Genomic DNA, 24,168 nt, shown 5'->3' on the forward strand with positions numbered 1-24,168 from the left:
TTACAACCTTAACAAAGGCGAAAGCATGAAACAGAAAGTGGTTAGCATTGGCGACATCGACGTAGCAAACGATCTGCCGTTTGTGCTGTTTGGCGGTATGAACGTGCTGGAATCGCGCGACCTGGCGATGAGCATCTGCGAGCACTACGTCACCGTGACGCAAAAACTGGGCATTCCTTACGTATTCAAAGCCTCTTTCGACAAGGCCAACCGTTCTTCCATTCACTCGTACCGCGGTCCGGGCCTGGAAGAAGGGATGAAGATCTTCGAAGAGCTGAAAAAAACCTTCGGCGTGAAAATCATCACCGACGTGCACGAAGCGGCACAGGCGCAGCCGGTTTCTGAAGTGGTTGACGTGATCCAGCTGCCGGCCTTCCTGGCGCGTCAGACCGATCTGGTGGAAGCGATGGCGAAAACCGGCGCGGTGATCAACGTCAAGAAGCCGCAGTTCGTCAGCCCGGGGCAGATGGGCAACATCGTCGACAAGTTCAAAGAGGGCGGCAACGACCAGGTGATCCTGTGCGATCGCGGCAGCAACTTTGGCTATGACAACCTGGTGGTCGACATGCTGGGCATCAACGTGATGAAGAACGTGACCGGCGGCCATCCGGTGATCTTCGATGTGACCCACGCGCTGCAGACCCGCGATCCGTTCGGCGCCGCGTCCGGCGGCCGTCGCGCTCAGGTGGCCGAGCTGGCGCGTGCCGGCATGGCGGTTGGCCTGGCAGGGCTGTTCCTCGAAGCGCACCCGGATCCGAACAACGCCAAGTGCGACGGGCCGTCCGCGCTGCCGTTGGACAAGCTGGAACCGTTCCTGGCGCAGATGAAAGCCATCGACGACCTGGTGAAGAGCTTCCCGGAGCTGGATACCAGCAACTAAGCGCTCATCGCCAAAAAAAAAGCCCGACGCGTCGGGCTTTTTTACGTTTAGGCGCCGGTGGCCGCCAGCGCTTCCGGCAGCGTCGGGTAGAACTGCAAGCGGCCCTCGATCGGCTGCACCCGCGCGCGCGCCAGGGTTTTCAGCGGCTGGAACGGCACGTCGGTGATCACCAGCTTTTTATCCGCCGGCAGCGCGTCGATAAAACGCCGCAGGGCGTTCAGGCCGCCGGCGTCGAGCACCGGCACCGCATCCCACTGCAGCACGATCGTCCGGTAATCCTCGCTGCGCGCCAGCAGTTCGCTAAAGATGCGCTCGGCGGCGGCGAAGAACAGCGGGCCATTCACTCGCAGCACCAGGCGGCCATCGTCGGCGCTCAGCTCGCTCAGCCGCGTCATGCGGGCGATACGGCGCATAAACAGTAGCGACGCCAGCACGATGCCCACGGTAATAGCGATCACCATGTCGAACAGCACCGTCAGCGACATGCACAGCAGCAGCACCAGAATGTCGTCCTTCGGCGCCCGGCGCAGCAGGTAAATCACTTTGTGCGCCTCGCTCATGTTCCAGGCGACCATCAACAGCAGCGCCGCCATCGCCGCCAGCGGCAGATAAGAGAGCCACGGCGCCAGAACCAGCAGCGCCAACAGCACCAGCAGTGCGTGGATGATGGCGGACACCGGCGAGGTGGCGCCGGCGCGCACGTTGGCGGCCGATCGGGCAATCGCAGCGGTCGCGGTGATGCCGCCGAAGAACGGCGCGATGATGTTGCCCGCACCCTGGCCGATTAATTCGCTGTTCGAGTTATGCTTCTTGCCGGTCATGCCGTCGAGCACCACCGCGCACAGCAACGACTCAATCGCGCCGAGCATTGCCATTGAAAATGCCGCCGGTAGCAGCGCGGAAACGGTTTGCCAACTCAGGGTGAACGGTTGCCCGCCGCCGCCCGGCAGATCCCAGGGCAGCAGCAGCTGCGGCAAGATAGGCGGAATGCCCTGACCGCTGCTGCCGTCGGCCAGCAGGTAGCTGAAGCGGGAGCCGATGGTCGCCACCGGGTGGTCAAACAGCGTCAGCAGCCCCATCAGCGCAGTGCCCGCCAGCAGCGCCGGCAGGTGGCCGGGCACCCGCAGGCCGAGCTTGGGCCAGAAGATCAAAATCAGCAGCGTCACGGCGCCGATCAGGGTATCGCCGAAATCCAGCGTCGGCAGCGCCTGCAGCAGGGCATACAGCTTGCCGACGTAATTTTCCGGCGTGTGCGTCAGCTGCAGGCCGAAGAAGTCCTTGATCTGCATGGTGGCGATGGTGATGGCGATGCCGGAGGTAAAGCCGAGCGTCACCGGCAGCGGAATGTACTCGATCAGCCGGCCAAAGCGCGCGAGCCCCATCAACAGCAGAAATACCCCGGAGATCAGCGTGGCGACCAGCAGGCCGGCCAGGCCGAACTGCTGCGAGACCGGATAGAGGATCACCACGAAGGCGGCGGTGGGGCCGGAGACGCTGTAGCGCGAACCGCCGCTGACGGCGATGACGATGCCGGCGATGGCGGCGGTATACAGACCATACTGCGGCGGCACGCCGCTGGCGATCGCCAACGCCATCGCCAGAGGAATGGCGATAATACCGACCGTCACCCCGGCGATAGCGTCTTTCAGCAACCGCGCCAGGTTATAAGGTTCCCGCCAGCAGGCGTCTATCAGCGCGCTGAAGGGGCGAATTTTGTTTATTTCATGCGTTTTCATCTACGGTGCGTACCAAATCTTCAAAAGTGAAAGGAATGGCGGGCCCGATGAGGTCCGTCTTGTCACGTGACAGATACCATACGCCTTTTGTTCAGCGGATTACCAGACCTGTATCAATTTGGCGCAGGAAATCAGAGAGTCGCCCTTTTGTTCGGCGCTAAATTTCGATAATAGAGAAGTCAGCCGCAGATTCTGCGGCTGAAAAGAAAGGTGACAGTCAAGGTTTTAACGGTTATTGCAGGGCGGGCAGGGATAAGCCGAGAAAATGGGCTAAAGTGCTCACCAGCAGCTGATGATCTTCCTTCTGCGGCGCGCCGGAAATGCTGATGCTGCCGACGCAGCCGAGGCCGGTCAGGGTGAGCGGGAAGGCGCCGCCGTGCACCGAATAGTCACGCACGCTCAGCCCGTAACGCTCCTCCAGCGACGTTTGCCGCTGCTGCAGGCGCAGGCCGATGGCGTAAGAGCTTTTGTGAAAATGGTTCACCAGATTGCGCTTGCGCCGCACCCAGTCGGCAATGTCCGGCGTTGCCCCCGGCATGGCGTAATAAAACAGCGTCTGCCCGGCCAGTTGGATCTCGATGGCGATGCTCAGGCCGCGCCGCTCGGCGGCGGTTTTCAGCGCCGCGCCCAGTTCCCAGGCGGTGGCGGCGTCAAAATGGGTAAAGGCCAGCGTCGCTTCCTGTTCGCTGAGCGCTTGCAGTTCATCGTCGATATTCATGCGGTTCTCCCCCGATAACACAACGCACAGAGTAGCCTGAAGCGGGCGTCGTGAGATAGACGGCTTGGCGATAAGATAGAACTGCTACTCTATTAATAGACTGTGTAAAATGGCCGCCGCCGAAGCGGAGACGACAGGGATGCGTTATTCAACGTCTGCACATTACCCCCTGGCGATCCCGAGGAGCGCGCTGACTATTTATGACTTACATTGCGTCCATTTCTACCCTTTACAGCGACGCCTGCATCACCTACGCCACGCTGTCGATAAGCTATTTCCTTCTCAGCAAGAATGCCCCTTTTTCTTATCAATCCGCACTGTGGAAGCGGGTTGTTTTCGGCCTGCTGGCCGGGGTGGCGGTGCTGTATTTGAGCCAGGATCGGCTGGAGCTGACCGATAAGGTGCATTACAGCTTTGCGATGATCCCGATGATATTGGTGACTTTCTTCGGCGGCGGCGTCAGCGGGCTGGTGAGTTTTCTGTTCGCCATGACGCTGACCGGCGGTTTCACCGTCGATAACCTGTTCATCGCCTCGATCGTCGCGCCGCTGCTGTTGTCGCGCGTGTGGCTGAAAAAATCCCACCGGACGTTTTACCTGACGATCGGCATCATCGCGCTGTATCGCATCGCGGTGGTGTGGCTGCTGGTGGACATGAGCGGGCTGTGGCCGGATGTGTTGCTGTACCAGGCGGTTTCCGCGCTCTGTCTGGCGATTTGCTATCATGCGCTGAATTTCAAAGAGCGCCATATCTACGCCTATTTCGCGATGCGCGCGCGCGCCACCACCGACAGCCTGACCCACATCAACAACCGCGCCAGCGTCGATTATCAGCTGATGCTGCAGCGTGCCGAGCGCCGCCCGTGCGGGCTGATGATCCTCGATTTGGATAACTTCAAAAGCATCAACGATACCTACGGCCATCCGGCCGGTGACGTGCTGCTGGCCAGCGTCGGCCGGCTGCTGCAAAACAGCGTGCGCAATGAGGACTTCGTCGGGCGCTACGGTGGCGAGGAGTTTATGGTGATCACCGCCAGCTACGATCCGCAGGTCATCGGCGGGGTGGCGGAGCGCATTCGCAGCGCGGTTGAAAGCTCGACGTTCTTGCTGAATGCGCACGACGAAGCGCACATCACGCTGTCGATCGGCGTGTCGCTGTATCTGCCGGGCATGAGGCTGGACAAGGCGATCGCCATGACCGACGAGGCCTTGTATGAGGCGAAGCGCAGCGGCAAAAACCGGGTGGTGACCAGCCGCGTGATGCAGCTGGCGCCGCTGGGCGCCGGATTCCCGCGCGAATAAGCCGCCCCCGCCGTCACGGCGGGGGCATTGGCTCAGACCGCCAGCGTGTGTTCGCGGAAGGCGTTCAGCAACTCTTCGGTGAACGTCAGGCGCTTCTGACGATCGGCCAGATCGAGCGTGAACTTCAGCTTGCTCGGGCCGTCCAGGCGGTAAACCTGCGGATTGCCCTGCAGCAGACCGATCAGATAGCCGGGATCGACGCGGTTATTGTCGCCGAACTCGATAAAGCCGCCGCGCTCGTTGCTCTCGATGCGTTTGATCCCCAGCTTCTGCGCATGCAGGCGCAGCGCCGCGCACTGCAACAGGTTGCGCGCCGCATCCGGCAACTGGCCGAAGCGGTCGATCAGCTCGACCTTCAGCTCGTCAAGCTCACCGTCGTTCTTCGCGCTGGCGATGCGCTTATACAGTGACAGGCGGGTATTGACGTCGGGAATGAAATCTTCCGGCAGCAGCGCCGGCATGCGCAACTCTACCTCGGTCTGGTTGCTGGTGAGATCTTCCAGCGACGGTTCGCGGCCGTTTTTCAACGCGTCGACGGCGCTTTCCAGCAGCTCCATATAGAGCGAGAAGCCGACGGTGGTCATCTGGCCGCTCTGGTCTTCGCCCAGCAGTTCGCCGGCGCCGCGGATCTCCAGATCGTGAGTCGCCAGCGCGAAACCGGCACCGAGATCTTCCAGCGACGCGATGGCCTCGAGCCGTTTATGAGCGTCGGTGCCCATGGCTTTCGGGTTTGGCGTCAACAGATAGGCGTAAGCCTGATGGTGGGAACGCCCGACGCGGCCGCGCAGTTGGTGCAGCTGCGCCAGGCCGAAGCGATCGGCCCGCTCGATGATGATGGTGTTGGCGCTGGGGATATCGATGCCGGTTTCGATGATGGTCGTGCACACCAGCACGTTGAAGCGCTGGTGGTGGAAATCGTTCATCACCCGTTCCAGATCGCGTTCGCGCATCTGACCGTGACCGATGGCGATGCGCGCCTCCGGCACCAGCTCAGCCAGGCGTTGCGCCGCTTTCTCGATGTTTTCCACGTCGTTGTAGAGGTAGTAAACCTGGCCGCCGCGCAGCACTTCGCGCAGGATCGCCTCGCGCACCACCAGACTGTCGTATTCGCGCACGAAGGTCTTCACCGCCAGCCGGCGCGCCGGCGGAGTGGCGATGATCGACAGATCGCGCATGCCGCTCATCGCCATGTTCAGCGTACGCGGGATCGGCGTGGCGGTCAGCGTCAGGATATCGACGTCGGCGCGCATCGCTTTGATGCGCTCCTTGTGGCGCACGCCAAAGCGGTGTTCTTCATCGACGATCAGCAGCCCCAAATCCTTCCAGCGCAGATCGCTCTGCAGCAGTTTGTGGGTGCCGATGATGATGTCCACTTTGCCATCGGCCGCGTCGTCCAGCACCTGCTGCTGCTCTTTGGCGCTGCGGAAGCGCGACATCATCTCGATGCGGATCGGCCAGGTGGCGAAGCGATCGCGGAAGTTGTCGAAGTGCTGCTGCGCCAGCAGGGTGGTCGGCACCAGCACCGCCACCTGCTTGCCGTTTTCCACCGCCAGGAAGGCGGCGCGCATCGCCACTTCGGTTTTGCCGAAGCCGACGTCGCCGCACACCAGGCGGTCCATCGCCAGCGGCTGGCACATGTCGCTCAGCACCGCGTTGATCGCCTGTTCCTGATCCGGCGTGGTTTCGAACGGGAAGGTCTGGCAGAACAGCTGGTATTGTTCGCGGTTATGCTTGAAGGCGAAACCGGCCTTGGCGGCGCGCTGGGCGTAAATATCCAGCAGCTCCGCCGCGACGTCGCGCACCCGTTCGGCCGCTTTTTGCCGCGCGCGTGTCCAGGCGTCGCCGCCCAGTTTGTGCAACGGAGCGTTTTCATCCGCGCCGCCGGCGTAGCGGCTGATCAGATGCAGCGAAGACACCGGTACGTACAGCTTGTCCTCACCGGCGTAGGAGAGGATCAGGTATTCAGCCTTGATGCCGCCGGCTTCCAGCGTGGTCAGGCCGACATAGCGGCCAACGCCGTGCTCCAGGTGCACCACCGGCTGGCCGGGATGCAGCTCCGCCAGGTTGCGGATCAGGGTATCGGTGTTGATGGTGCGCCGGTTGTCCTGCCGGCGGCGGCTGACGCGCTCGCCGAGCAGATCGCTTTCGCAGATCAGTGCACGCTGGCGCAGGCCGTCGAGGAAACCGTGTTCGGCGGCGCCGACCATCATGTAACGGCCCGCGGTTTCCGCCTGATCGAGACGCTGGATCAGCGCCGGCACCAGCTTGATGCGGCCGAGCAGATCCTGCAGCGTTTCACGCCGCCCCTCGCTCTCGACGGAGAAAATCACGCTGCCGTCGAAGCCTTCGATAAAACGCCGCAGATTATCCAGCGGGGATTTATGCTGCGCCTGCACCGCCAGATCGGGCAGGGCATGGTAATCCAGATTGGTATTGCCGGCCTTGGCCGGCAGCTCATCAGTTTTCAGCGCGATGCGCGGCCAGGCTTTCAGCTCGCCGAACAGCGCGTCAACGCGCAGCCACAGCGTATCCGGCGCCAGCAGCGGGCGCATCGGATCGACGCGGCGGCTTTCGTAACGCTGGTTGACGTCCTGCCAGAAGCGCTCGGCGGCGCCCTCCAGATCGCCGGTATTGACGATCAGCGTATTGGCCGGCAGGTAGCTGAACAGCGACGGCAGCGGCTGGCTGAAGAACAGCGGCTGCCAGTATTCGATACCGGCGGGCCAGGCGCTTTTGCTGACCTGCTGATAGATGTGCTCGGCGTCGCGACGCACCTCAAACTGCTCGCGCCACTGGCTGCGGAACAGCTCGATGGCGTTCTTGTCGGTGGGGAACTCGTGGGCCGGCAACAGATTGATGGCCTCGACTTCGCTCAGCGTGCGCTGGGTATCGACGTCGAAGATGCGCAGGCTGTCGATTTCGTCATCGAAGAAGTCGATGCGGTAAGGCTCATCGCTGCCCATCGGGTAAAGATCGAGCAATGCGCCGCGGGTGGCGAATTCGCCGTGCTCCATCACCTGATCGACGCTGCGGTAACCGGCCTGTTCCAGCTGCGCGCGCAGCTTATCGCGCGACAGGCGCTGGCCTTTCTTCATCACCAGCGCGTGGCCGTGCAGGAATTCGTGCGGGCAGACGCGCTGCATCAGGGTGTTGACCGGCAGAATGATCACGCCGCGCGCCATGGTCGGCAGGTGATACAGGCTCGACAAACGATCCGAGATGATTTCCTGATGCGGCGAGAAGCTGTCGTACGGCAGGGTTTCCCAGTCGGACAGTGTGGTCACCATCTGATCGGTGAACTGCTGGATCTCGTCGCGCAGCCGCAGGGCGTTTTGCATATCCGGCGCGATCAGCATCACCGGGCCAGGGTGGCGCTCGACGATCTCGGCGCACTCCACGGCGCAGGCCGCGCCGGTCAGTTGCCCCAGCTGGCGCAGATCGCCCGCGCGATCGGGCAGAGAATAACGAGGGGATGAAGAACGGTTACGGCTATCGGAAGTGCTCATTCAGGTATCTTTAATCAATGTGTTAGAGGGCGTCCCGGCACGGATAACCCAGTGCTTTTATGCTGTTTATAGTAGCCCAGCGGCCGGCAAACTGACACAGCAAAAAGCGCTGCCCATCGCTTTTTTGCCGGTTATTTAACCGGTTAACGTCGTCGATTTTTTGCAGCGACGGGTAAATCTTGCGCTAATCTGCCGCCACCGCTCTCGTCTGCGCCACGCAATAAAAGGCCGTCGGGTGTTCCCTAAACGAGGGAGAGCCTTTATTATCCATGATCACTTTGCTTAAGCCACGGCTATCAAACGGATTTCATGTATCAACCTGTCGCGTTATTCATTGGCCTGCGCTACATGCGCGGGCGAGCCTCAGACCGCTTTGGGCGGTTTGTATCCTGGCTTTCCACCATCGGCATTACGCTGGGGGTGATGGCGTTGGTCACCGTGCTGTCGGTGATGAACGGTTTCGAAAAGGATCTGGAGAACAACATCCTCGGCCTGATGCCGCAGGCGCTGGTCACCAGTCCGCAAGGATCGGTCAACCCGCAGCAGCTGCCGGCCTCCGAGGTGCAGAAGCTGCAGGGCGTCACGCGCGTTGCGCCGCTGACCACCGGTGACGTGGTGCTGCAAAGCGCTCGCAGCGTGGCGGTAGGGGTGATGCTCGGCGTGAATCCCGACGAGGCCGACCCGCTGACCCCGTATCTGGTCAACGTCAAGCAGCAACAGCTGCAGCCGGGCCAATACAACATCATCATCGGCGAACAGCTGGCGGGGCAACTTGGCGTCAAGCGCGGCGATTCGCTGCGCGTGATGGTGCCGAGCGCCAGCCAGTTCACGCCGATGGGCCGCATTCCCAGCCAGCGTTTGTTCACTCTCATCGGCACCTTCCACGCCAACAGCGAGGTGGACGGCTATCAGCTGCTGGTCAACCAACAGGATGCTTCGCGCCTGATGCGCTACCCGGCCGGCAACATCACCGGCTGGCGTCTGTTCCTGCAACAGCCGCTGACGGTCGATACCCTCAGCCAGCAGGCGCTGCCGGCGGGCACCGTCTGGAAAGACTGGCGCGATCGCAAGGGCGAGCTGTTCCAGGCGGTGCGTATGGAGAAGAACATGATGGGGCTGCTACTCAGCCTGATCGTGGCGGTGGCGGCGTTTAACATCATTACCTCGCTCGGCCTGCTGGTGATGGAGAAGCAGGGCGAGGTCGCCATTCTGCAGACTCAAGGGCTGACTCGCCGCCAGATCATGTCGGTATTTATGGTGCAGGGCGCCAGCGCCGGCATCATCGGTTCGCTGCTCGGCACGCTGCTCGGCGTGCTGCTGGCTACCAATCTGAACAATCTGATGCCGATCCTCGGCGCCTTGATCGACGGCGCTTCGCTGCCGGTGGCGGTCGATCCGCTGCAGGTGACGATTATCGCCGTGGTGGCGATGGCGGTTTCCCTGTTGTCCACGCTCTATCCTTCATGGCGCGCTGCCGCCGTACAACCCGCTGAGGCTTTACGTTATGAGTAACCATCTTTTGCTGCAGTGTGACAACCTGTGCAAGACCTATCAGGAAGGCAACCTGCACACCGACGTGCTGCGCAACGTCAGCTTTGCCATGCAGCAGGGCGAGATGATGGCGATCGTCGGCAGCTCGGGTTCCGGCAAGAGCACCCTATTGCACCTGCTGGGCGGGCTGGACTCGCCGACCTCCGGCGAGGTGATCTTCAAGGGCGAATCGCTGAACGCCATGTCTTCGGCGGCCAAGGCCGAGCTGCGCAACCGCCAGCTGGGCTTCATCTATCAGTTCCACCATCTGTTGCCGGACTTCACCGCGCTGGAAAACGCCGCCATGCCGCTCTTGATCGGCGGCGTCAAGCCGGCTCAGGCGCAGGAGAAGGCGCGGGAGATGCTGGCGGCGGTCGGGCTGGAAAAACGCAGCAAGCACCGCCCGTCCGAGCTCTCCGGCGGCGAACGTCAGCGCGTGGCGATCGCGCGCGCGTTGGTCAACAACCCGGCGTTGGTGCTGGCGGACGAACCGACCGGTAACCTGGATAAACGCACCGCGGACAGCATCTTCGATCTGCTGGGCGAGCTGAACGTGCGCCAGGGCACCGCTTTCCTGGTGGTGACACACGATCTGCAGCTGGCCAAGCGCCTGAGCCGCCAGCTGGAAATGGCCGACGGCCACCTGCAGGCGCAGCTGACCCTGATGGGGGCCGAGTAATGGCGGGAGCCTCACTGTCCTTCCTGACGGCCCTGCGTTTCAGCCGCGGCCGTAAACGCGGCGGCATGGTGTCGCTGATCTCGGTCATCTCCACCATCGGCATTGCGCTGGGGGTGGCGGTGCTGATCGTCGGGCTGAGCGCGATGAACGGCTTTGAGCGCGAGCTGAAGAACCGCATTCTGGCGGTGGTGCCGCACGGCGAGCTTGAGCCGGTCAATCAGCCGTTCAGCGGCTGGCCGTCGATTCTGCAGCGGGTGGAAAAGGTGCCGGGTATCTTGGCCGCCGCGCCGTACATTAACTTTACCGGCCTGATGGAAAACGGCGCGCAGCTGCGCGCGGTGGAAGTCAAAGGCGTGGATCCGCAGCAGGAGAGCCGGCTGAGCGCGCTGCCGCAGTATGTGCAGGGCGACGCCTGGGCCAACTTCAAGCCCGGCGAGCAGCAGGTGATCCTCGGCAAGGGCGTGGCCGACGCGCTGGGCGTCAAGCAGGGCGCCTATGTCACGGTGATGATCCCCAACAGCGACCCGGAGATGAAGCTGCTGCAGCCGAAGCGCATTCGCCTGCATGTGACCGGCATTTTGCAGCTCAGCGGCCAGCTCGATCACAGCCTGGCGCTGGTGCCGCTGGCCGACGCGCAGCAGTATCTCGACATGGGTGACAGCGTCACGGGTATCGCGCTCAAGATGAACGACGTGTTCGCCGCCAACAAACTGGTGCGCGACGCCGGCGAAGTGACCAATTCTTATATCTACATCAAAAGCTGGATCGGCAAGTACGGTTACATGTACCGCGATATCCAGATGATCCGCGCCATCATGTATCTGGCGATGGTGCTGGTGATCGGCGTGGCCTGCTTCAACATCGTCTCCACGCTGGTGATGGCGGTGAAAGACAAAAGCGCCGACATCGCAGTGCTGCGCACCCTGGGCGCTAAAGACGGCTTTATTCGCGCCATCTTCATCTGGTACGGGCTGTTGGCCGGGCTGCTGGGCAGCCTGAGTGGCGTGGTGATCGGGGTGATCGCTTCGCTGCAGCTGACCAACATCATCCGGGGCATCGAGAAACTGGTCGGTCATTCCTTCCTGTCGGGCGATATCTACTTCATTGACTTCCTGCCTTCCGAGCTGCACTGGCTGGACGTGCTGATCGTGCTGGCGACCGCCATCGTGCTGAGCCTGTTGGCCAGTTGGTATCCGGCGAGGCGCGCCAGCCGCATCGATCCGGCGCGGGTGCTGAGCGGACAATAACACCGACGGGGAGGCAGCGATGCCGCCCCGTTTTTTTAGCCTGGGGATGGGTTATGTACTACGGTTTCGATATGGGCGGCACCAAGATTGAGCTGGGGGTGTTCGACGGCAACCTGCAGCGCATTTGGCAAAAGCGGGTGCCGACGCCGCGTGAAGACTACCGGCAACTGCTGGCCACGCTGTGCGATCTGACCCTTGAGGCGGATGCGTTTTGCGGCCGGCGCGGCAGCGTCGGCATCGGCATACCGGGCCTGCCCAACGACGATGACGGCACGTTGTTTACCGCCAACGTGCCGGCGGCGATGGGGCGGCCGCTGCCGCGCGATCTGGCGGCGCTGATCGGGCGCGAGGTGCGCGTCGATAACGACGCCAACTGCTTTGCGCTGTCGGAAGCCTGGGACGACGAGTTCCGCCGCTACCCGACGGTGCTGGGCATCATCCTCGGCACCGGCGTGGGCGGCGGCCTGATCGTCGATGGCAAGACGGTGCCTGGGCGCAACTATATCGCCGGCGAGTTCGGCCATTTGCGCCTGCCGGTGGACGCGCTCGAGGTGCTGGGGCGTGATGTGCCTCGCGTTGCCTGCGGGTGCGGCCATCAGGGTTGCATTGAAAATTACATATCGGGCCGCGGTTTCGAATGGATGTACGCCCATTTCTATGGCCGGCGCTTGCCTGCCACCGAGATCATTGCGCATTATCAGGCGGGCGAGCCGCAGGCGGTGGCTCACGTCGACCGCTTTATGGACGTGCTGGCGATCTGCCTGGGTAACCTGCTGACGGTGCTGGATCCGCATCTGGTGGTGATCGGCGGCGGGCTGTCGAATTTCGACGCCATTTACCAGGCGTTGCCGCAGCGGCTGCCGGCGCACTTGCTGCGGGTGGCTCGGCTGCCGCGCATCGAGAAGGCGCGCTATGGCGACGCCGGCGGCGTGCGCGGCGCAGCGTTCCTCAATTTGGTAAACAGGGAAAAGTAAGGAGAGAGTTAATGCACACTCGCCATCGGCTGTGTCAGTTTCGCAAGAGTAAGCATGTGCTGCATCAGCGCTTTCGTTCACGCATTTTTCACCGTGACACCATGGCGGCGGCCGAGCTGAAAAAGCCGTTTGTGGTGGTGTTGACCGGGGCCGGCATTTCGGCCGAGTCGGGCATTCGCACCTTCCGCGCCGCGGATGGGCTGTGGGAAGAGCACCGGGTGGAGGACGTCGCCACGCCGGAAGGTTTCCAGCGCGATCCGGCGCTGGTGCAGGCGTTTTACAATGAACGCCGCCGCCAGCTGCAGACGGAGGAGATCGCCCCGAACGCCGCGCACCGCGCGTTGGCGGATTTGGAAGAGTGGTTGGGGGACAACTTCCTGCTGGTCACGCAAAACATTGATAACCTGCATGAGCGCGCCGGCAGCAAGCGGGTGCTGCACATGCACGGCGAACTGCTGAAGGTGCGTTGCACCCAGTCGGGGCAGGTGTTCGAATGGCCCGGCGATCTCAGCGTTGACGATCGTTGCCATTGCTGCCAGTTCCCGGCGCCGCTGCGGCCGCACGTGGTGTGGTTCGGTGAGATGCCGCTGGGTATGGACGACATCTACCAGGCGCTGAGCAAGGCCGATTTCTTCGTCGCCATCGGCACCTCCGGCCATGTCTACCCGGCGGCCGGCTTCGTGCATGAGGCGCGGCTGGGCGGCGCTTACGCCATGGAGCTGAACCTGGAACCGAGCCAGGTAGAGAGCCAGTTCGATGAGAAACACTACGGTCTGGCCAGCGAAGTGGTGCCGCGTTTTGTGCACAAGTTCCTGGTGGGCAAGGTGGCGCGGGCCGACCGGCCCTGAGAAAGGCATCAGGGCGCAATGCGCCCTGATGGGATGGCGGGCGTATTAGCGCCCGGCTTTCAGCTTTTGGAAGTAGCTTTCGTACAGCGTGCTGGCGTCGCCGACGTCGTTTTGCCACTCGCCGTGCTCAATCACCGCCTTATCCGGGTAGAGTGACTTGTCGTTGGCGATCTCCGGCGACAGCAGCTTCTTCGCCGCCAGGTTCGGCGTCGGGTAACCGATGGTCTCCGCCACCTGCACCGCGATTTCCGGCCGCAGCAGGAAGTCGATCAGCTTAAGCGCCCCTTCGACGTTGCGCGCGTTGGCCGGAATGGCCAGGCTGTCCATCCAGAAGATCCCGCCTTCCTTCGGCCAGACGATCTCCAGCGGCGTGCCGGCCTGGCGCGCCACAAAGGCCGAGCCGTTCCACACCATGCCGACGTTGACTTCCCCTTCCATAAACGGGTTGCCCGGGTTGTCGGAGTTGAAGGCCAGCACGTTCGGCATCAATTTCTGCAGTTCGTGGTAGGCGGCTTCGATCTCTTTCGGGTCAGTGGTGTTGCCGGAATAACCCAGCTTGAGCAGCGCCATCTGGAACACTTCGCGCGCGTCGTCGGTCAGCAGCAGGCGGCCTTTGTACTGCGGTTGCCACAGATCGGCCCAGGCGGTGACGGTGGACGGATCCTGCGCGTCGCTGTTGACGCCGATGGCGGTAGCGCCCCAGATATAAGGAATGGAGTAGTCGTTGTTGGGATCGAACGGCTTGTTCAGCAGGGTAGGATCAAGATCCTTGAAGTGGCTGAGCTTGCTCTTGTCGATTTTTTGCAGCATGCCTTCCTTGCTCATCTTGGCGATGAAGTAGGTGGAAGGCACCACCAGATCGTACGCGCCGTCTTTGTAGGTCTTCAGCTTGGCGTACATGCTTTCGTTGGATTCATAGGTGGAATAGATCACCTTGATGCCGGTTTCTTTGGTGAACTGCTCCAGCAGCCCCGGCGGGACGTATTCAGTCCAGTTATAGAAATACAGCGTTTTGCCGTCAGAGGCGTTTGCAGAGCAGAAACTCAGCGCCATCATCCCGGCTGCGAGCAGATGTGACCACTTTTTCATGCAGCGTATCCTTCAGCAGTAGTGAGCCGAACCCGTATGGGCCGCCGTTTTCGGCCGCGCCATACCCCAGAAAGGGGCCATTATAGGGGCCGGGGCGGGGTGGGTAAAGGCGGTTATCCCACTGGCAAATCAAGGGGTTCAGCGCCTTAAAGCGCATCACAATTTGTGTGTCTCGCGCTGGACAGGCGGTGAAGCGCGTGCGAAACAATAATTTTGGCGAATAAACGAGGGCAGCGATGAATTTCAAACAGGTCTTCAGCCAGGCTGAGCTCAGCAAGACGGATCTGACGATTTTGCACTGCATTCTCGACAACCCGGACGCCTGCATCGACGACGGCATCCGTGCGGTGTCCGCACGCTGTTACAGTTCCCCCTCGACGCTGGTGCGGCTGGCTAAAAAGCTGGGCTTTCGCGGCTATCTCGAACTGGTCTATTTCATCAAGTTCAACCTGACGATGGCGCCGGCCTACCAGGCGGAACGCGCTACGTCGGCGGCACCGCCGGCCCAGCAGGCGCAGTTTCTCGATCTGCTCGACAACGGCAAGATCCTGATCCACGGCAGCGGTTTTTCGCAGCTGGTGGCTCAATATATGTACAACAAGTTTATGACGCTGGGTGTAGACAGTTATCTGTCGCTGTGGCCGGATTTCGACATTCTTGACCGTGAGACGCGCTTTCGCTTCGACATGGTGATCGTGATTTCAAAGTCGGGCAACAGCGGCTCGGCGCTGAGCTGGGGCGAAGCGGTGAAACGTAACCGCATTCTGCTGGCGGCCTTCTGCGGCGACGGCGACAGCCCGCTGGCGCAGCAGGCCGACATGACCTTTCTGTTTGAGGACCGGCAAAAATACGATCACGATATCTACTATCCCAACCCGTTTTTCGGCCACTGTCTGTTGGGATTCGAGAATGTGATCACCGCCTGGTTTGAACGACGCGGCCGCTGACGGCCGCGCCGTTTAGCGCCAGTGCCCGGCATACGCGCGGTGGGCCTGCAGGTACTCCTCCACCAGCGTTTTCGCCAGCGAGTAGGAGTTGACCAGCGGGTGCACCATCAGCGCTTTGATGGCCAGTTGGCGGTTGCCGGTCAGGATCGCCGCCACCGCCAGCCGTTCGTACTCTTTCACCTGCGAAATCAGGTTTTTCTGGGTGTCGGGAATATCGCGCATTTTGACCGGCTGAATGCCGGCGCTGCTCAATTCGCAGCTGATTTCGATCACGTCATCCGGGTGCAGAAAATCGAGCGTGTCGCGGTTTTGCATCGACACCACCACGCGTTTTTGCCGGCCGCTGTTGACCGCCTCCAGAATGTCGATCGCCACCCCGGCATAGCCGCCGCTGTCCGGCTGCTCGATAAACTGTTGCAGCGTCAGCATCTCGCGCGTTTTCACCTTGCCCTGGTTGGACTCGCGCTGCATGTAGGAGTTTTCGCGCTGCAGATAATGGCTGAAATAGACAGAGAAGGCGTGTTCCAACTGGTGGGGGATGTCCAGCACGCCTAACTCTGACAGCATTTGGCGGTTGATCGCCGCGATTTGTTCGCCGCGGGTCTCGCCGCCCGCGACGATGGCGGCGATCGCCTGCTCACGATAGTAGTAATAATAGAGATACTCGTTGAGCATCAAATTGTCCGACAGCGCCACCAACTCCGGCGAGAAGTATTTCATGCAGGTATCACGATACAGGCGCGGATCCGCCAGCAACCGCTCCGTGACCGGTTCGCCGTTGACGCGCGCATTGCGGAACCAGGAAAGATGGTTGAGGCCGAAGCAGTCGACGCTCAGTTGGTCTTCGCGGCAGTCCAGCAGCTCGGCCAGTTCGCGGATAAACTCGCTGGGGGCGTCGCAGATGCCATAGACCCGGCGCTGGAAGCCGGATTTGATGATCGCCTCGGTCACCATGCCGGAAGGATTGGTGAAGTTGAACAGGACCGCGTCCGGTGAGGAAACCTGTTCGATCAGGCGGCAATAGTCGAGGATCGCCGGAATCGAACGCATCGCCATGGCGAAGCCGCCGGCGCCGGTGGTTTCTTGCCCGAGCAACTGGTGATTGAGCGCGATGCGCTCGTCATGGATGCGGCCCTCCTCGCCGCCGATGCGCAGGGTGGTGATGATGTAGTCGGCGCCTTGCAGCGCCTGGCGCGGATCGCTGCTGAGGCTGAAAGTAATGTCGCCGCGAATGCGCTGGAATACGCCCTGCGCGAGGGCACCGTAGACCGCCAGATGGCGCTCATCGGTATCCATAAACACCACTTCGGTAATGCCGATGCGATGGGCGTTATAGGCGATGGATTTGGCGAGGAACGGGGAACGCACGCCGCCGCCGCCGAGAACGGTTAATTTCATTCGATATCTCCCATTAATAAAGCGTTAGAGTGTCGCTAAATATTTTTCTACCTGATTTTTGACCTTGCCGACCGTGACGCCGTAAATTACCTGCACTTCACGGCGATTCTTCACTACGCCTTTGGCGCCGGTGCTTTTTAACGCGGCTTCATCCACCCGTGTCATATCCTTTAATTCCACCCGCAGTCGGGTAAAACAGTTATCGACGGAAATAATGTTTTCCTTGCCGCCCAGCGCGCGAATAATGATGCCGCTCGGCTCGTCCGGGGTATTTTTGCGGTTCCGGTAATCCTGTTTGGAATAGAGTCTGACGTCCTGATCATCTTCACGGCCCGGCGTCTTCAGATTGAGCTTCAGCACCAGCGTTTTGAACACCAGGTAATACACCGCAAACTGCACCAGGCCGATGACCACGTACAGCGGCCAGCGGGTGAGGGAAACCGGCAGCGGCAGGTTATAGGCCAGGAACTCGACCAGCCCGCTGGCGCCCCAGGGGCGCACCTGGAACAGGTTGCAGACCACCTGCGACAGAGCGGTCAACACGGCGTGGATCACCCACAGCAGCGGAGAGATAAACAGGAAGGTGAACTCTATCGGCTCGGTGATGCCGACCAGGATCGAGGTGGTGATGGCCGGGATTAGAATCGCCTTGGCCAGCATTTTCTTTTCCGGCTTGGCGGTGTGATAGAAAGCCAATGCCGCGCCCGACAGGCCGAAGATGGTCACCATCCCTTGCTGCGAGAAGCGCAGCGCTTCGTTCATCAGCGGCGAGATGCTCGGGTCGCGCATATAGGCCAGGAAAATCGCCTGCGAGCCGGAGACGGTCTGGCCGTCCTGCACGATCGAACCGCCGATGCTGGTAAGCTGGAACGGCGACCAGATAAAGTGGTGCAGCCCGGTGGGGATCAGGAATTTCTCAAAGAAGCCGTAGACGAATACCCCGAGCGAGCCGGCGCTTTTCATAAAGCCGGTCAGCGCGATCAGGCCCTGTGAGATCGCCGGCCACAGGTAGCTGAAGGCGACGGCGTACAGCATGATGATCGGCGTCATGGCAATCAGCACCAGCTTGGCGCCGCCGTAGACCGAGAACACGCCGTTGAGTTCGACGTTGCACAGGCGGTTATGCACCCAGGCGATGGTGACGCCGAGGATAAGACCGAGGAAAATGCCCATATCCACCACGGTAAAACCCAGCAACTCCGTCTGCCCGGTGCCGTAATATTCGCCGTTGATCTTGGCCGCGACATGGCCGCTGAATTGCAGATAAGAGGCGTTGGCGCCGAGGAACATGATAAAGCACATCACGGCGACCAGCGCCGCTTCGCTTTTCTTGTCTTTGGCCAGACCGTAGGTAATGCCGATGCAGAAAATCAGCCCGAGGTTGCCGAATAATGGCCAGAAGGTATCGCCGATCATTTTACCGATAGAGAAGACGGCGGAATGTTCATTTATTAATGTGGCATTGGTGAGAATAGAACTGAGCGCCAGGATCAGACCGATTACCGGCAGGAAAAATATCGGCCCCATCATGGCTTTGGAGAAAAGCTGCAGCTTGCTTAAGATATTATCGATAATACCTTTCATGGCAGTTCCTTTTTATATTTTAATGGATGACGACGTTGCTGAATAAACTCCCTGGAAGCGAGAAAAAAATAAGGCACCTTGCCTGAGTTCAGTTATAGGGGGAAGTTTTCGCCGCTGCAATCGGCGGGGCGGAAATAGGCACCGATGGTCAGGGAGTGACAACCGGTGCCGGTTGTGAAGGGGATCACAACCGGGCGCCGCAGCGCCCGGCGGGATGGGTTACTCGGCCTTGGGCGAGCGATCGCGCATCACCCACTGGCTGGCGATCACCAGCACCAGCGACAGCAGCAGCAAAATGGTGGCCAGCGCGTTGACCTCCGGTGAGACGCCGACTTTCACCATCGAGTAGATCTTCAGCGGCAAGATCTCGTAGCTCGGCCCGGTGACGAAGGAGGAGACCACCACGTCGTCCATCGACAGGGTGAAGCTCAGCAACCAGCCGGCCGCTACCGCCGGCAATGCCAACGGCAGGATGATCTTGCGCAGAATGGTGAACTCGCTTGCGCCGAGATCGCGCGCGGCTTCCAGCATCTTCACGTCGAAGCCTTTCAGGCGCGCGTAGACGGTCACCACCACGAACGGCAGGCAGAAGGTGATGTGCGAGAACAGCAACGACCAGAAGCCGAGCGAAATGCCCAGCAGCATGAACAGCACCAGCAGCGAGATGGCCATCACGATGTCCGGCGACATCATCACCACGAACAGCATGCCGCCGACAAACGGTTTGCCGCGGAAGCGGTAGCGGTACAGCGCCACCGCGGTCAGCGAGCCGATCAGCGTGGCGAAGGTGGCGGAGAGCACCGCCATGGTCAGCGAGTGGCCCGCGGCCTGCAGCAGGCTGTCGTTATTCAGCAGGGTGCTGTACCACTTGGTGGTAAACCCTTGCCAATTGATGCCGAAGCGCGAGGCGTTGAAGGAGTTGACGATCAGGATGACGATCGGGATATACAGATAGGCGTATACCAGCGTCATAAAGCCGCCGCGCAGCAGACGTCCGATCATGCCAGATCCTCCTTCTTGTTCAGCAGGCGTGCGGCCCGGTAATAAACCAGCAGCAACAGCCCCATCACCAGCGTCAGGCAGATGCTGGTGGCCGCGCCGAACGGCCAGTCGCGGATATTGAGGAACTGGCTTTTAATCACGTTGCCGATCAGCAGGTTTTTGGCGCCGCCCATCAGATCGGCGACGAAGAACAGCCCCATCGCCGGCAGCACCACCAGCAGGCAGCCGGCGATAATGCCCGGCATGGTCAGCGGCACGATGATGCGGATAAAGGTTTGCAGCTTGCTGGCGCCGAGGTCGCGCGCCGCCTCCAGGCAGGACTTATCGAGCTTTTCGATGCTGGAGTAGAGCGGCATCACCATAAACGGCAACAGGATATACACCAGGCCGAGGACGACCGCTTCCGAGGTGTACATGATGCGCAGCGGCTTGTCGATGACGCCGATCCACAGCAGCGCGTCGTTGAGATAGCCGCGGGTGCTGAGAAACAGCTTCAGGCCGTAGATGCGGATCAGCGAGTTGGTCCAGAAGGGCACGATCAGCAGAAACAGCAGCAGCGGCCGCACCTTCTGCGGCAACCGCGCCAGGATAAAGGCGAACGGATAGCCGATCGCCAGGCAGCACAGGGTGGCGATCAGCGCCATGTTCAGCGAGTGCAGCAGCACTTGGGCGTACAACGGATCGAACAAGCGCCGGTAGTTGTCCAGCGTGAACACCATCTGCACCAGGTTGGCGTCGTCGCGGGTCAGGAAGCTGGCGCCGATGATCATCAGGTTCGGCATGAACACGAACAGCAACAGCCAGGCGACGACGCCGACGATCACCACATTCTGGAAGACTTTACGCGATTTCTTCATCGGCCAGCACCACCTCCCAGCTTTCAACCCAGGTTACCGCCATCTTCTGATTGAGCGAGTGATCGACGTCCGGATCGTCTTCGTTGAAGAACTCGCTGACCATCACCGTTTTGCCGCTCTCCAGCTCGACCACCGATTCCAGCGTCATGCCTTTGTAGTTGCGCTCGCGCACGTAGCCGATCAGCCCGTCGTGCTGCGCGCTGTCGTTCACTTCTTCCACCCGCAGATCCTCCGGACGCAGCAGCACCTTCAGCTTTTGGCCCGGCTCTACCGGTAGATCGGCGTAGATGTCGCACTCGCGGCCTTCCACGTTGGCGCGCACCCGCTGCGGATCGAGGCGTTGCAGGACCACCGCGTCGAAGATGTTGATCTCGCCGATGAAGCTGGCGACGAACAGGTTCTTCGGCTCTTCGTAGATCTCACGCGGCGTGCCGTCCTGCTCAATGCGGCCTTCGCGCATCACCACGATGCGATCCGACATGGTGAGCGCTTCTTCCTGATCGTGGGTGACGAACACGAAGGTGATGCCCAGTTTGCGCTGCAGCGCTTTCAGTTCGTTCTGCATCTGCTTGCGCAGCTTGTAGTCCAGCGCCGACAGCGATTCGTCCAGCAGCAGCACCTTCGGCTTGTTGACCACCGCGCGGGCGATGGCCACGCGCTGCTGTTGGCCGCCGGAGAGCTGGCCCGGCCGCCGCTTGGCAAAGTCGTCCAGCTGCACCATGCGCAGCGCCTCTTCGACGCGCGGCGTCAGTTCCGCCGCCGGCACCTTTTGCATGCGCAGGCCGAAGGCGACGTTGTCGAACACCGACATGTGCGGAAACAGAGCGTAGCTTTGAAACACGGTGTTGACGTGGCGATGTTCGGCCGGAATGGCGGTGATGTCCTGGCCGTCGAGCACGATGCGGCCCACATCGGCGTCTTCCAGACCGGCGATCAGGCGCAGCACCGTGGTTTTGCCACAGCCGGAGGGGCCGAGAATGGTGAGGAATTCGCCGTGGTTAATCGTCAGATCCAGATCGGCAATGATGGTTTTGCCATCGAACGCTTTGCTCAGGGCATGCAGTTCAACAAGGGGAGTCGGAGAGGATGTCTCAGTCATTTATCGTATTACTCTATCCCGTGGGCTAATGCAGATAGAACCGCAACTGGAAAAGACTGCCGGAGCTTGCGGGATACCCGCTGATCAAATGAAGCTCAAACCAGTTACGCCAATGGAAATTTTTCGAGCGCGCATGATAGACGCTGAATGCCGGAATTGAAAGCCGATCCGGCCCAGATGCCGCGTTTTTCATCATGATAGCGACAAATGACCCTGTGATGACAGCATTATTCCCCTCAGAAATCATCACAAAGATTAATGATATTGGCGAATTCTGGTTAAAAATGACCTGACGCAATATTTGATCCTGATCGGTTCCGCATAATGAAACGCGATATTCTGAGGGGCCGCTACCATGGACAAATTACTTGACCGCTTTTTCAACTACGTCTCTTTCGACACCCAGTCCAAAGCGAACGTAAAGCATGTGCCGAGCACCGACGGGCAGTTGAAGCTGGCGCGTGCGTTGCAGCAGGAAATGATCGCGCTCGGCTTCGAGCGGGTGTCGCTCAGCGAACACGGCTGCGTGATGGGCACCTGGCCGGGTAACGTCGCCTGGCCGGTGCCGGCGGTCGGTTTTATCGCCCATCTGGATACTTCACCGGATTTCAGCGGTAAACACGTCAATCCGCAGATCGTCGAGAACTATCGCGGCGGCGACATTGCGCTCGGCATCGGTGATGAAGTGCTGTCGCCGGTGATGTTCCCGATCCTGCACCAGATGCTGGGGCAGACGCTGATCACCACCGACGGAAAAACGCTGCTGGGCGCCGACGACAAGGCGGGCATCGCCGAGATCCTCACCGCCATGGTGCGCCTGCGCGCGCGCAAGATCCCGCACGGCGACATCCGCGTGGCCTTCACTCCGGACGAGGAGGTGGGCAAGGGCGCGCAGCTGTTCGACGTGGCGGCCTTCAATGCGGAATGGGCCTACACGGTGGACGGCGGCGGCGTCGGCGAGCTGGAGTGCGAAAACTTCAACGCCGCCTCGGTGACGATCAAAATCCTCGGCAACAGCGTGCACCCCGGCAGCGCCAAGGGGGTGATGGTCAACGCGCTGTCGCTGGCGACCCGCATTCATCAGGCGCTGCCGGCGGACGAAGCGCCGGAGACCACCGAAGGCTACCAGGGCTTTTATCATCTCAGCAGCATCAAGGGCAGCGTAGAGCGCGCCGAAATGCACTATATCCTGCGCGACTTCGAGCGCGAAGGGTTCGAGGCGCGCAAGCGCAAGATGGTGGACATCGCTCGCGAGGTCGGCAAAGGCCTGCCGCGCGATTGCTATATCGAAGTCAGCATCGAAGACAGCTATTACAACATGCGCGAACAGGTGGCGGAGCACCCGCACGTGATCGCGCTGGCGCAGCAGGCGATGCGCGACTGCGACATCGAACCGGTGATGAAGCCGATCCGCGGCGGCACCGACGGCGCGCAGCTGTCGTTCCGCGGCCTGCCGTGCCCGAACCTGTTCACCGGCGGCTACAACTACCACGGTAAGCACGAGTTCGTGACGCTGGAAGGCATGGAGCAAGCGGTGGCGGTGATCATGCGCATCGCAGCGCTGGCCGCCGAGCGGGCGCGGTAAACACGCTTGCGATCGGCATAATCGCTTGCCGAAACAAGGTGTTGCTCATAGTGTGGAGGTACATTCCCCACGCATAAGGACCGCATGATGAGCACCGAATACCGCATCGCCGGCTCGTATTTGACGCAGTTCGTTCAGGCGATTTGGCGCCAGGCCGGCAGCACGGCGCGCGAAGCCGAGCTGGTGGCCGATCACCTGGTGCAGGCCAATCTGGCCGGGCACGACTCGCACGGCGTCGGCATGATCCCCAGTTACATGGCATCGTTGGCGCAGGGGCAATTGCAGCTCAATCAACATGCCGAGGTGGTGCGCGACGCCGGCGCGGTGCTGACGCTCGACGGCGCGCGCGGCTTCGGCCAGGTGGTGGCCAGCGAAGCGATGGCGCTGGGCATTGAACGCGCCGGCAAGCTGGGCCTGGCGGCGGTGGCGCTGCACAACGCGCACCATATCGGCCGCATCGGCCATTGGGCGGAGCAGTGCGCCCGCGCCGGTTTTATCTCGATTCACTTCGTCAACGTGGTGGGCGATCCGATGGTGGCGCCGTTCGGCGGCAGCGATCGCCGCTTCGGCACCAATCCGTTCTGCGCCATTTTCCCGCGGCCGGGCCGCACGCCGCTGCTGTTGGATTTCGCCACCAGCGGCATCGCCTTCGGCAAGACTCGGGTGGCCTATAACAAAGGCTTGTCGGTGGCGGCGGGCTATCTGATCGACGAACACGGGCAACCCACCACCGAACCGAAGGTGATGCATGAAGCGCCGTTCGGGTCATTGTTGCCGTTCGGTTTGCACAAAGGCTATGCGCTGGCGGCGATGAGCGAGATCCTCGGCGGCGCGCTCTCCGGCGGCCGCACCACCCACGACGCCACGCTGAAAGCCGACAGCGACGCCATCTTCAACTGCATGACGACCCTGATCCTCGATCCTCAGGCCTTCGACGCCCCGCAAATGCAGGCCGAGGCCGAAGCGTTTATCGGCTGGGTGAAGGCGTCGCCGCCGAGCGGCGAACAGCCGATCGCGGTGCCGGGAGAATGGGAAGAGGCCAACCGCGCGGCGCGGCTGGAGCAGGGCATACCGATAGACGCCAATACCTGGCGGCAGATTTGCGCGGCGGCGGAGCAGGCGGGCATGGCGAATGAAGCGCTGGCCGGTTTTCGCGCGCAGGCGCGGCAAGCATAAAAAAAGCCACCC

The 24,168-nt window shown here is 61.3% G+C and carries 21 protein-coding genes; 10 read left to right on the plus strand and 11 right to left on the minus strand.

Annotated features, from left to right (window positions below; translation table 11 throughout):
- Positions 1-25 precede the first annotated feature (25 nt).
- Positions 26-880, plus strand: a complete 855-nt coding sequence (gene kdsA / locus GT753_RS06020; RefSeq protein ID WP_004941087.1) for a 3-deoxy-8-phosphooctulonate synthase — start codon at positions 26-28, stop codon at positions 878-880.
- Between the two features lie 47 nt (positions 881-927).
- On the opposite strand, the gene dauA is transcribed toward kdsA, so the two are convergent.
- Together dauA and GT753_RS06030 are read right to left on the minus strand one after the other, a co-directional pair.
- On the minus strand, positions 928-2,616 hold the full coding sequence (dauA, locus tag GT753_RS06025; protein ID WP_160125383.1) for a C4-dicarboxylic acid transporter DauA: 1,689 nt from the start codon (positions 2,614-2,616) through the stop codon (positions 928-930).
- Positions 2,617-2,848: 232 nt separating this feature from the next.
- Positions 2,849-3,334, minus strand: coding sequence for a heme-degrading domain-containing protein (locus tag GT753_RS06030; RefSeq protein ID WP_004941092.1), 486 nt, complete (start codon positions 3,332-3,334; stop codon positions 2,849-2,851).
- Between the two features lie 200 nt (positions 3,335-3,534).
- On the opposite strand from GT753_RS06030, the gene GT753_RS06035 reads away from it, so the two are divergent.
- On the plus strand, positions 3,535-4,635 hold the full coding sequence (locus GT753_RS06035; RefSeq protein ID WP_015377579.1) for a GGDEF domain-containing protein: 1,101 nt from the start codon (positions 3,535-3,537) through the stop codon (positions 4,633-4,635).
- Positions 4,636-4,667: 32 nt separating this feature from the next.
- Here GT753_RS06035 and mfd read toward each other — a convergent pair whose 3' ends face one another.
- The gene (gene mfd / locus GT753_RS06040; protein WP_160125384.1) at positions 4,668-8,141 is read right to left on the minus strand and encodes a transcription-repair coupling factor; all 3,474 of its coding nucleotides are present in this window, start codon (positions 8,139-8,141) and stop codon (positions 4,668-4,670) included.
- A 309-nt stretch (positions 8,142-8,450) separates the two neighbouring features.
- Here mfd and lolC point away from each other — a divergent pair, with 309 nt between their 5' ends.
- Genes lolC through cobB form a run of 5 tightly spaced genes read left to right on the plus strand, consistent with a single transcriptional unit; the run spans position 8,451 to position 13,419 of the window.
- Entirely contained in the window at positions 8,451-9,653 is a 1,203-nt protein-coding gene (gene lolC / locus GT753_RS06045; RefSeq protein ID WP_004941116.1) for a lipoprotein-releasing ABC transporter permease subunit LolC, read from the plus strand.
- Positions 9,646-10,350 carry a lipoprotein-releasing ABC transporter ATP-binding protein LolD gene (gene lolD / locus GT753_RS06050; RefSeq protein WP_075684739.1) on the plus strand — a complete coding sequence of 235 codons (705 nt, stop codon included), beginning with the start codon at positions 9,646-9,648 and terminating at the stop codon, positions 10,348-10,350. Before lolC ends, lolD begins: the two co-directional genes overlap by 8 nt.
- Positions 10,350-11,597 (plus strand): lipoprotein-releasing ABC transporter permease subunit LolE, encoded by a 1,248-nt coding sequence (lolE, locus tag GT753_RS06055; RefSeq protein WP_015377581.1) that lies wholly within the window; start codon positions 10,350-10,352, stop codon positions 11,595-11,597. The genes lolD and lolE overlap by 1 nt, the downstream gene beginning before the upstream one ends.
- A gap of 53 nt (positions 11,598-11,650) precedes the next feature.
- Entirely contained in the window at positions 11,651-12,571 is a 921-nt protein-coding gene (gene nagK / locus GT753_RS06060) for an N-acetylglucosamine kinase (protein WP_015377582.1), read from the plus strand.
- A gap of 11 nt (positions 12,572-12,582) precedes the next feature.
- A complete protein-coding gene (gene cobB, locus GT753_RS06065) occupies positions 12,583-13,419 on the plus strand; it encodes a Sir2 family NAD+-dependent deacetylase (RefSeq protein WP_015377583.1) in 837 nt (278 codons plus the stop codon).
- A 45-nt stretch (positions 13,420-13,464) separates the two neighbouring features.
- Here cobB and potD read toward each other — a convergent pair whose 3' ends face one another.
- Together potD and GT753_RS06075 are read right to left on the minus strand one after the other, a co-directional pair.
- Positions 13,465-14,508, minus strand: coding sequence for a spermidine/putrescine ABC transporter substrate-binding protein PotD (gene potD, locus GT753_RS06070; RefSeq protein WP_033633291.1), 1,044 nt, complete (start codon positions 14,506-14,508; stop codon positions 13,465-13,467).
- Positions 14,438-14,755 (minus strand): hypothetical protein, encoded by a 318-nt coding sequence (locus GT753_RS06075; RefSeq protein ID WP_158497933.1) that lies wholly within the window; start codon positions 14,753-14,755, stop codon positions 14,438-14,440. Before GT753_RS06075 ends, potD begins: the two co-directional genes overlap by 71 nt.
- Here GT753_RS06075 and GT753_RS06080 point away from each other — a divergent pair.
- Positions 14,745-15,455, plus strand: a complete 711-nt coding sequence (locus GT753_RS06080; RefSeq protein WP_160125385.1) for a MurR/RpiR family transcriptional regulator — start codon at positions 14,745-14,747, stop codon at positions 15,453-15,455. The two genes, GT753_RS06075 and GT753_RS06080, sit on opposite strands and share 11 nt — an antisense overlap.
- Before the next feature lie 12 nt (positions 15,456-15,467).
- Here the strand turns inward: GT753_RS06080 and GT753_RS06085 are convergent, their stop codons facing one another.
- From GT753_RS06085 to GT753_RS06110, 6 genes are all read right to left on the minus strand, one after another.
- On the minus strand, positions 15,468-16,853 hold the full coding sequence (locus GT753_RS06085) for a glycoside hydrolase (protein ID WP_160125386.1): 1,386 nt from the start codon (positions 16,851-16,853) through the stop codon (positions 15,468-15,470).
- Positions 16,854-16,877: 24 nt separating this feature from the next.
- Positions 16,878-18,437, minus strand: coding sequence for a PTS transporter subunit EIIC (locus GT753_RS06090; RefSeq protein ID WP_015377586.1), 1,560 nt, complete (start codon positions 18,435-18,437; stop codon positions 16,878-16,880).
- 219 nt (positions 18,438-18,656) lie between these two features.
- On the minus strand, positions 18,657-19,439 hold the full coding sequence (gene potC, locus GT753_RS06095) for a spermidine/putrescine ABC transporter permease PotC (protein WP_021504822.1): 783 nt from the start codon (positions 19,437-19,439) through the stop codon (positions 18,657-18,659).
- Positions 19,436-20,296 carry a spermidine/putrescine ABC transporter permease PotB gene (gene potB / locus GT753_RS06100; protein WP_004941149.1) on the minus strand — a complete coding sequence of 287 codons (861 nt, stop codon included), beginning with the start codon at positions 20,294-20,296 and terminating at the stop codon, positions 19,436-19,438. The genes potC and potB overlap by 4 nt, the downstream gene beginning before the upstream one ends.
- Entirely contained in the window at positions 20,280-21,395 is a 1,116-nt protein-coding gene (gene potA / locus GT753_RS06105; protein WP_004941151.1) for a spermidine/putrescine ABC transporter ATP-binding protein PotA, read from the minus strand. Before potA ends, potB begins: the two co-directional genes overlap by 17 nt.
- A gap of 25 nt (positions 21,396-21,420) precedes the next feature.
- The gene (locus tag GT753_RS06110; RefSeq protein ID WP_126180994.1) at positions 21,421-21,693 is read right to left on the minus strand and encodes a hypothetical protein; all 273 of its coding nucleotides are present in this window, start codon (positions 21,691-21,693) and stop codon (positions 21,421-21,423) included.
- A 57-nt stretch (positions 21,694-21,750) separates the two neighbouring features.
- Between GT753_RS06110 and pepT the strand changes: the two genes are divergently transcribed.
- Together pepT and GT753_RS06120 are read left to right on the plus strand one after the other, a co-directional pair.
- A complete protein-coding gene (gene pepT, locus GT753_RS06115) occupies positions 21,751-22,980 on the plus strand; it encodes a peptidase T (RefSeq protein WP_004941154.1) in 1,230 nt (409 codons plus the stop codon).
- 87 nt (positions 22,981-23,067) lie between these two features.
- On the plus strand, positions 23,068-24,156 hold the full coding sequence (locus GT753_RS06120; protein ID WP_075684745.1) for a malate/lactate/ureidoglycolate dehydrogenase: 1,089 nt from the start codon (positions 23,068-23,070) through the stop codon (positions 24,154-24,156).
- Positions 24,157-24,168 lie beyond the last annotated feature (12 nt).

This window comes from Serratia sp. Z4 (assembly GCF_009900725.1).
GTDB lineage: Bacteria > Pseudomonadota > Gammaproteobacteria > Enterobacterales > Enterobacteriaceae > Serratia > Serratia nematodiphila.

Excerpts from the sequence above, each read along its gene's own strand:
- kdsA (WP_004941087.1), top strand. The coding sequence starts at position 26 with ATGAAACAGAAAGTGGTTAGCATTGGCGACATCGACGTAGCAAACGAT.
- dauA (WP_160125383.1), bottom strand. The coding sequence starts at position 2,616 with ATGAAAACGCATGAAATAAACAAAATTCGCCCCTTCAGCGCGCTGATA.
- GT753_RS06030 (WP_004941092.1), bottom strand. The coding sequence starts at position 3,334 with ATGAATATCGACGATGAACTGCAAGCGCTCAGCGAACAGGAAGCGACG.
- GT753_RS06035 (WP_015377579.1), top strand. The coding sequence starts at position 3,535 with ATGACTTACATTGCGTCCATTTCTACCCTTTACAGCGACGCCTGCATC.
- mfd (WP_160125384.1), bottom strand. The coding sequence starts at position 8,141 with ATGAGCACTTCCGATAGCCGTAACCGTTCTTCATCCCCTCGTTATTCT.
- lolC (WP_004941116.1), top strand. The coding sequence starts at position 8,451 with ATGTATCAACCTGTCGCGTTATTCATTGGCCTGCGCTACATGCGCGGG.
- lolD (WP_075684739.1), top strand. The coding sequence starts at position 9,646 with ATGAGTAACCATCTTTTGCTGCAGTGTGACAACCTGTGCAAGACCTAT.
- lolE (WP_015377581.1), top strand. The coding sequence starts at position 10,350 with ATGGCGGGAGCCTCACTGTCCTTCCTGACGGCCCTGCGTTTCAGCCGC.
- nagK (WP_015377582.1), top strand. The coding sequence starts at position 11,651 with ATGTACTACGGTTTCGATATGGGCGGCACCAAGATTGAGCTGGGGGTG.
- cobB (WP_015377583.1), top strand. The coding sequence starts at position 12,583 with ATGCACACTCGCCATCGGCTGTGTCAGTTTCGCAAGAGTAAGCATGTG.
- potD (WP_033633291.1), bottom strand. The coding sequence starts at position 14,508 with ATGAAAAAGTGGTCACATCTGCTCGCAGCCGGGATGATGGCGCTGAGT.
- GT753_RS06080 (WP_160125385.1), top strand. The coding sequence starts at position 14,745 with ATGAATTTCAAACAGGTCTTCAGCCAGGCTGAGCTCAGCAAGACGGAT.
- GT753_RS06085 (WP_160125386.1), bottom strand. The coding sequence starts at position 16,853 with ATGAAATTAACCGTTCTCGGCGGCGGCGGCGTGCGTTCCCCGTTCCTC.
- GT753_RS06090 (WP_015377586.1), bottom strand. The coding sequence starts at position 18,437 with ATGAAAGGTATTATCGATAATATCTTAAGCAAGCTGCAGCTTTTCTCC.
- potC (WP_021504822.1), bottom strand. The coding sequence starts at position 19,439 with ATGATCGGACGTCTGCTGCGCGGCGGCTTTATGACGCTGGTATACGCC.
- potB (WP_004941149.1), bottom strand. The coding sequence starts at position 20,296 with ATGAAGAAATCGCGTAAAGTCTTCCAGAATGTGGTGATCGTCGGCGTC.
- potA (WP_004941151.1), bottom strand. The coding sequence starts at position 21,395 with ATGACTGAGACATCCTCTCCGACTCCCCTTGTTGAACTGCATGCCCTG.
- pepT (WP_004941154.1), top strand. The coding sequence starts at position 21,751 with ATGGACAAATTACTTGACCGCTTTTTCAACTACGTCTCTTTCGACACC.
- GT753_RS06120 (WP_075684745.1), top strand. The coding sequence starts at position 23,068 with ATGAGCACCGAATACCGCATCGCCGGCTCGTATTTGACGCAGTTCGTT.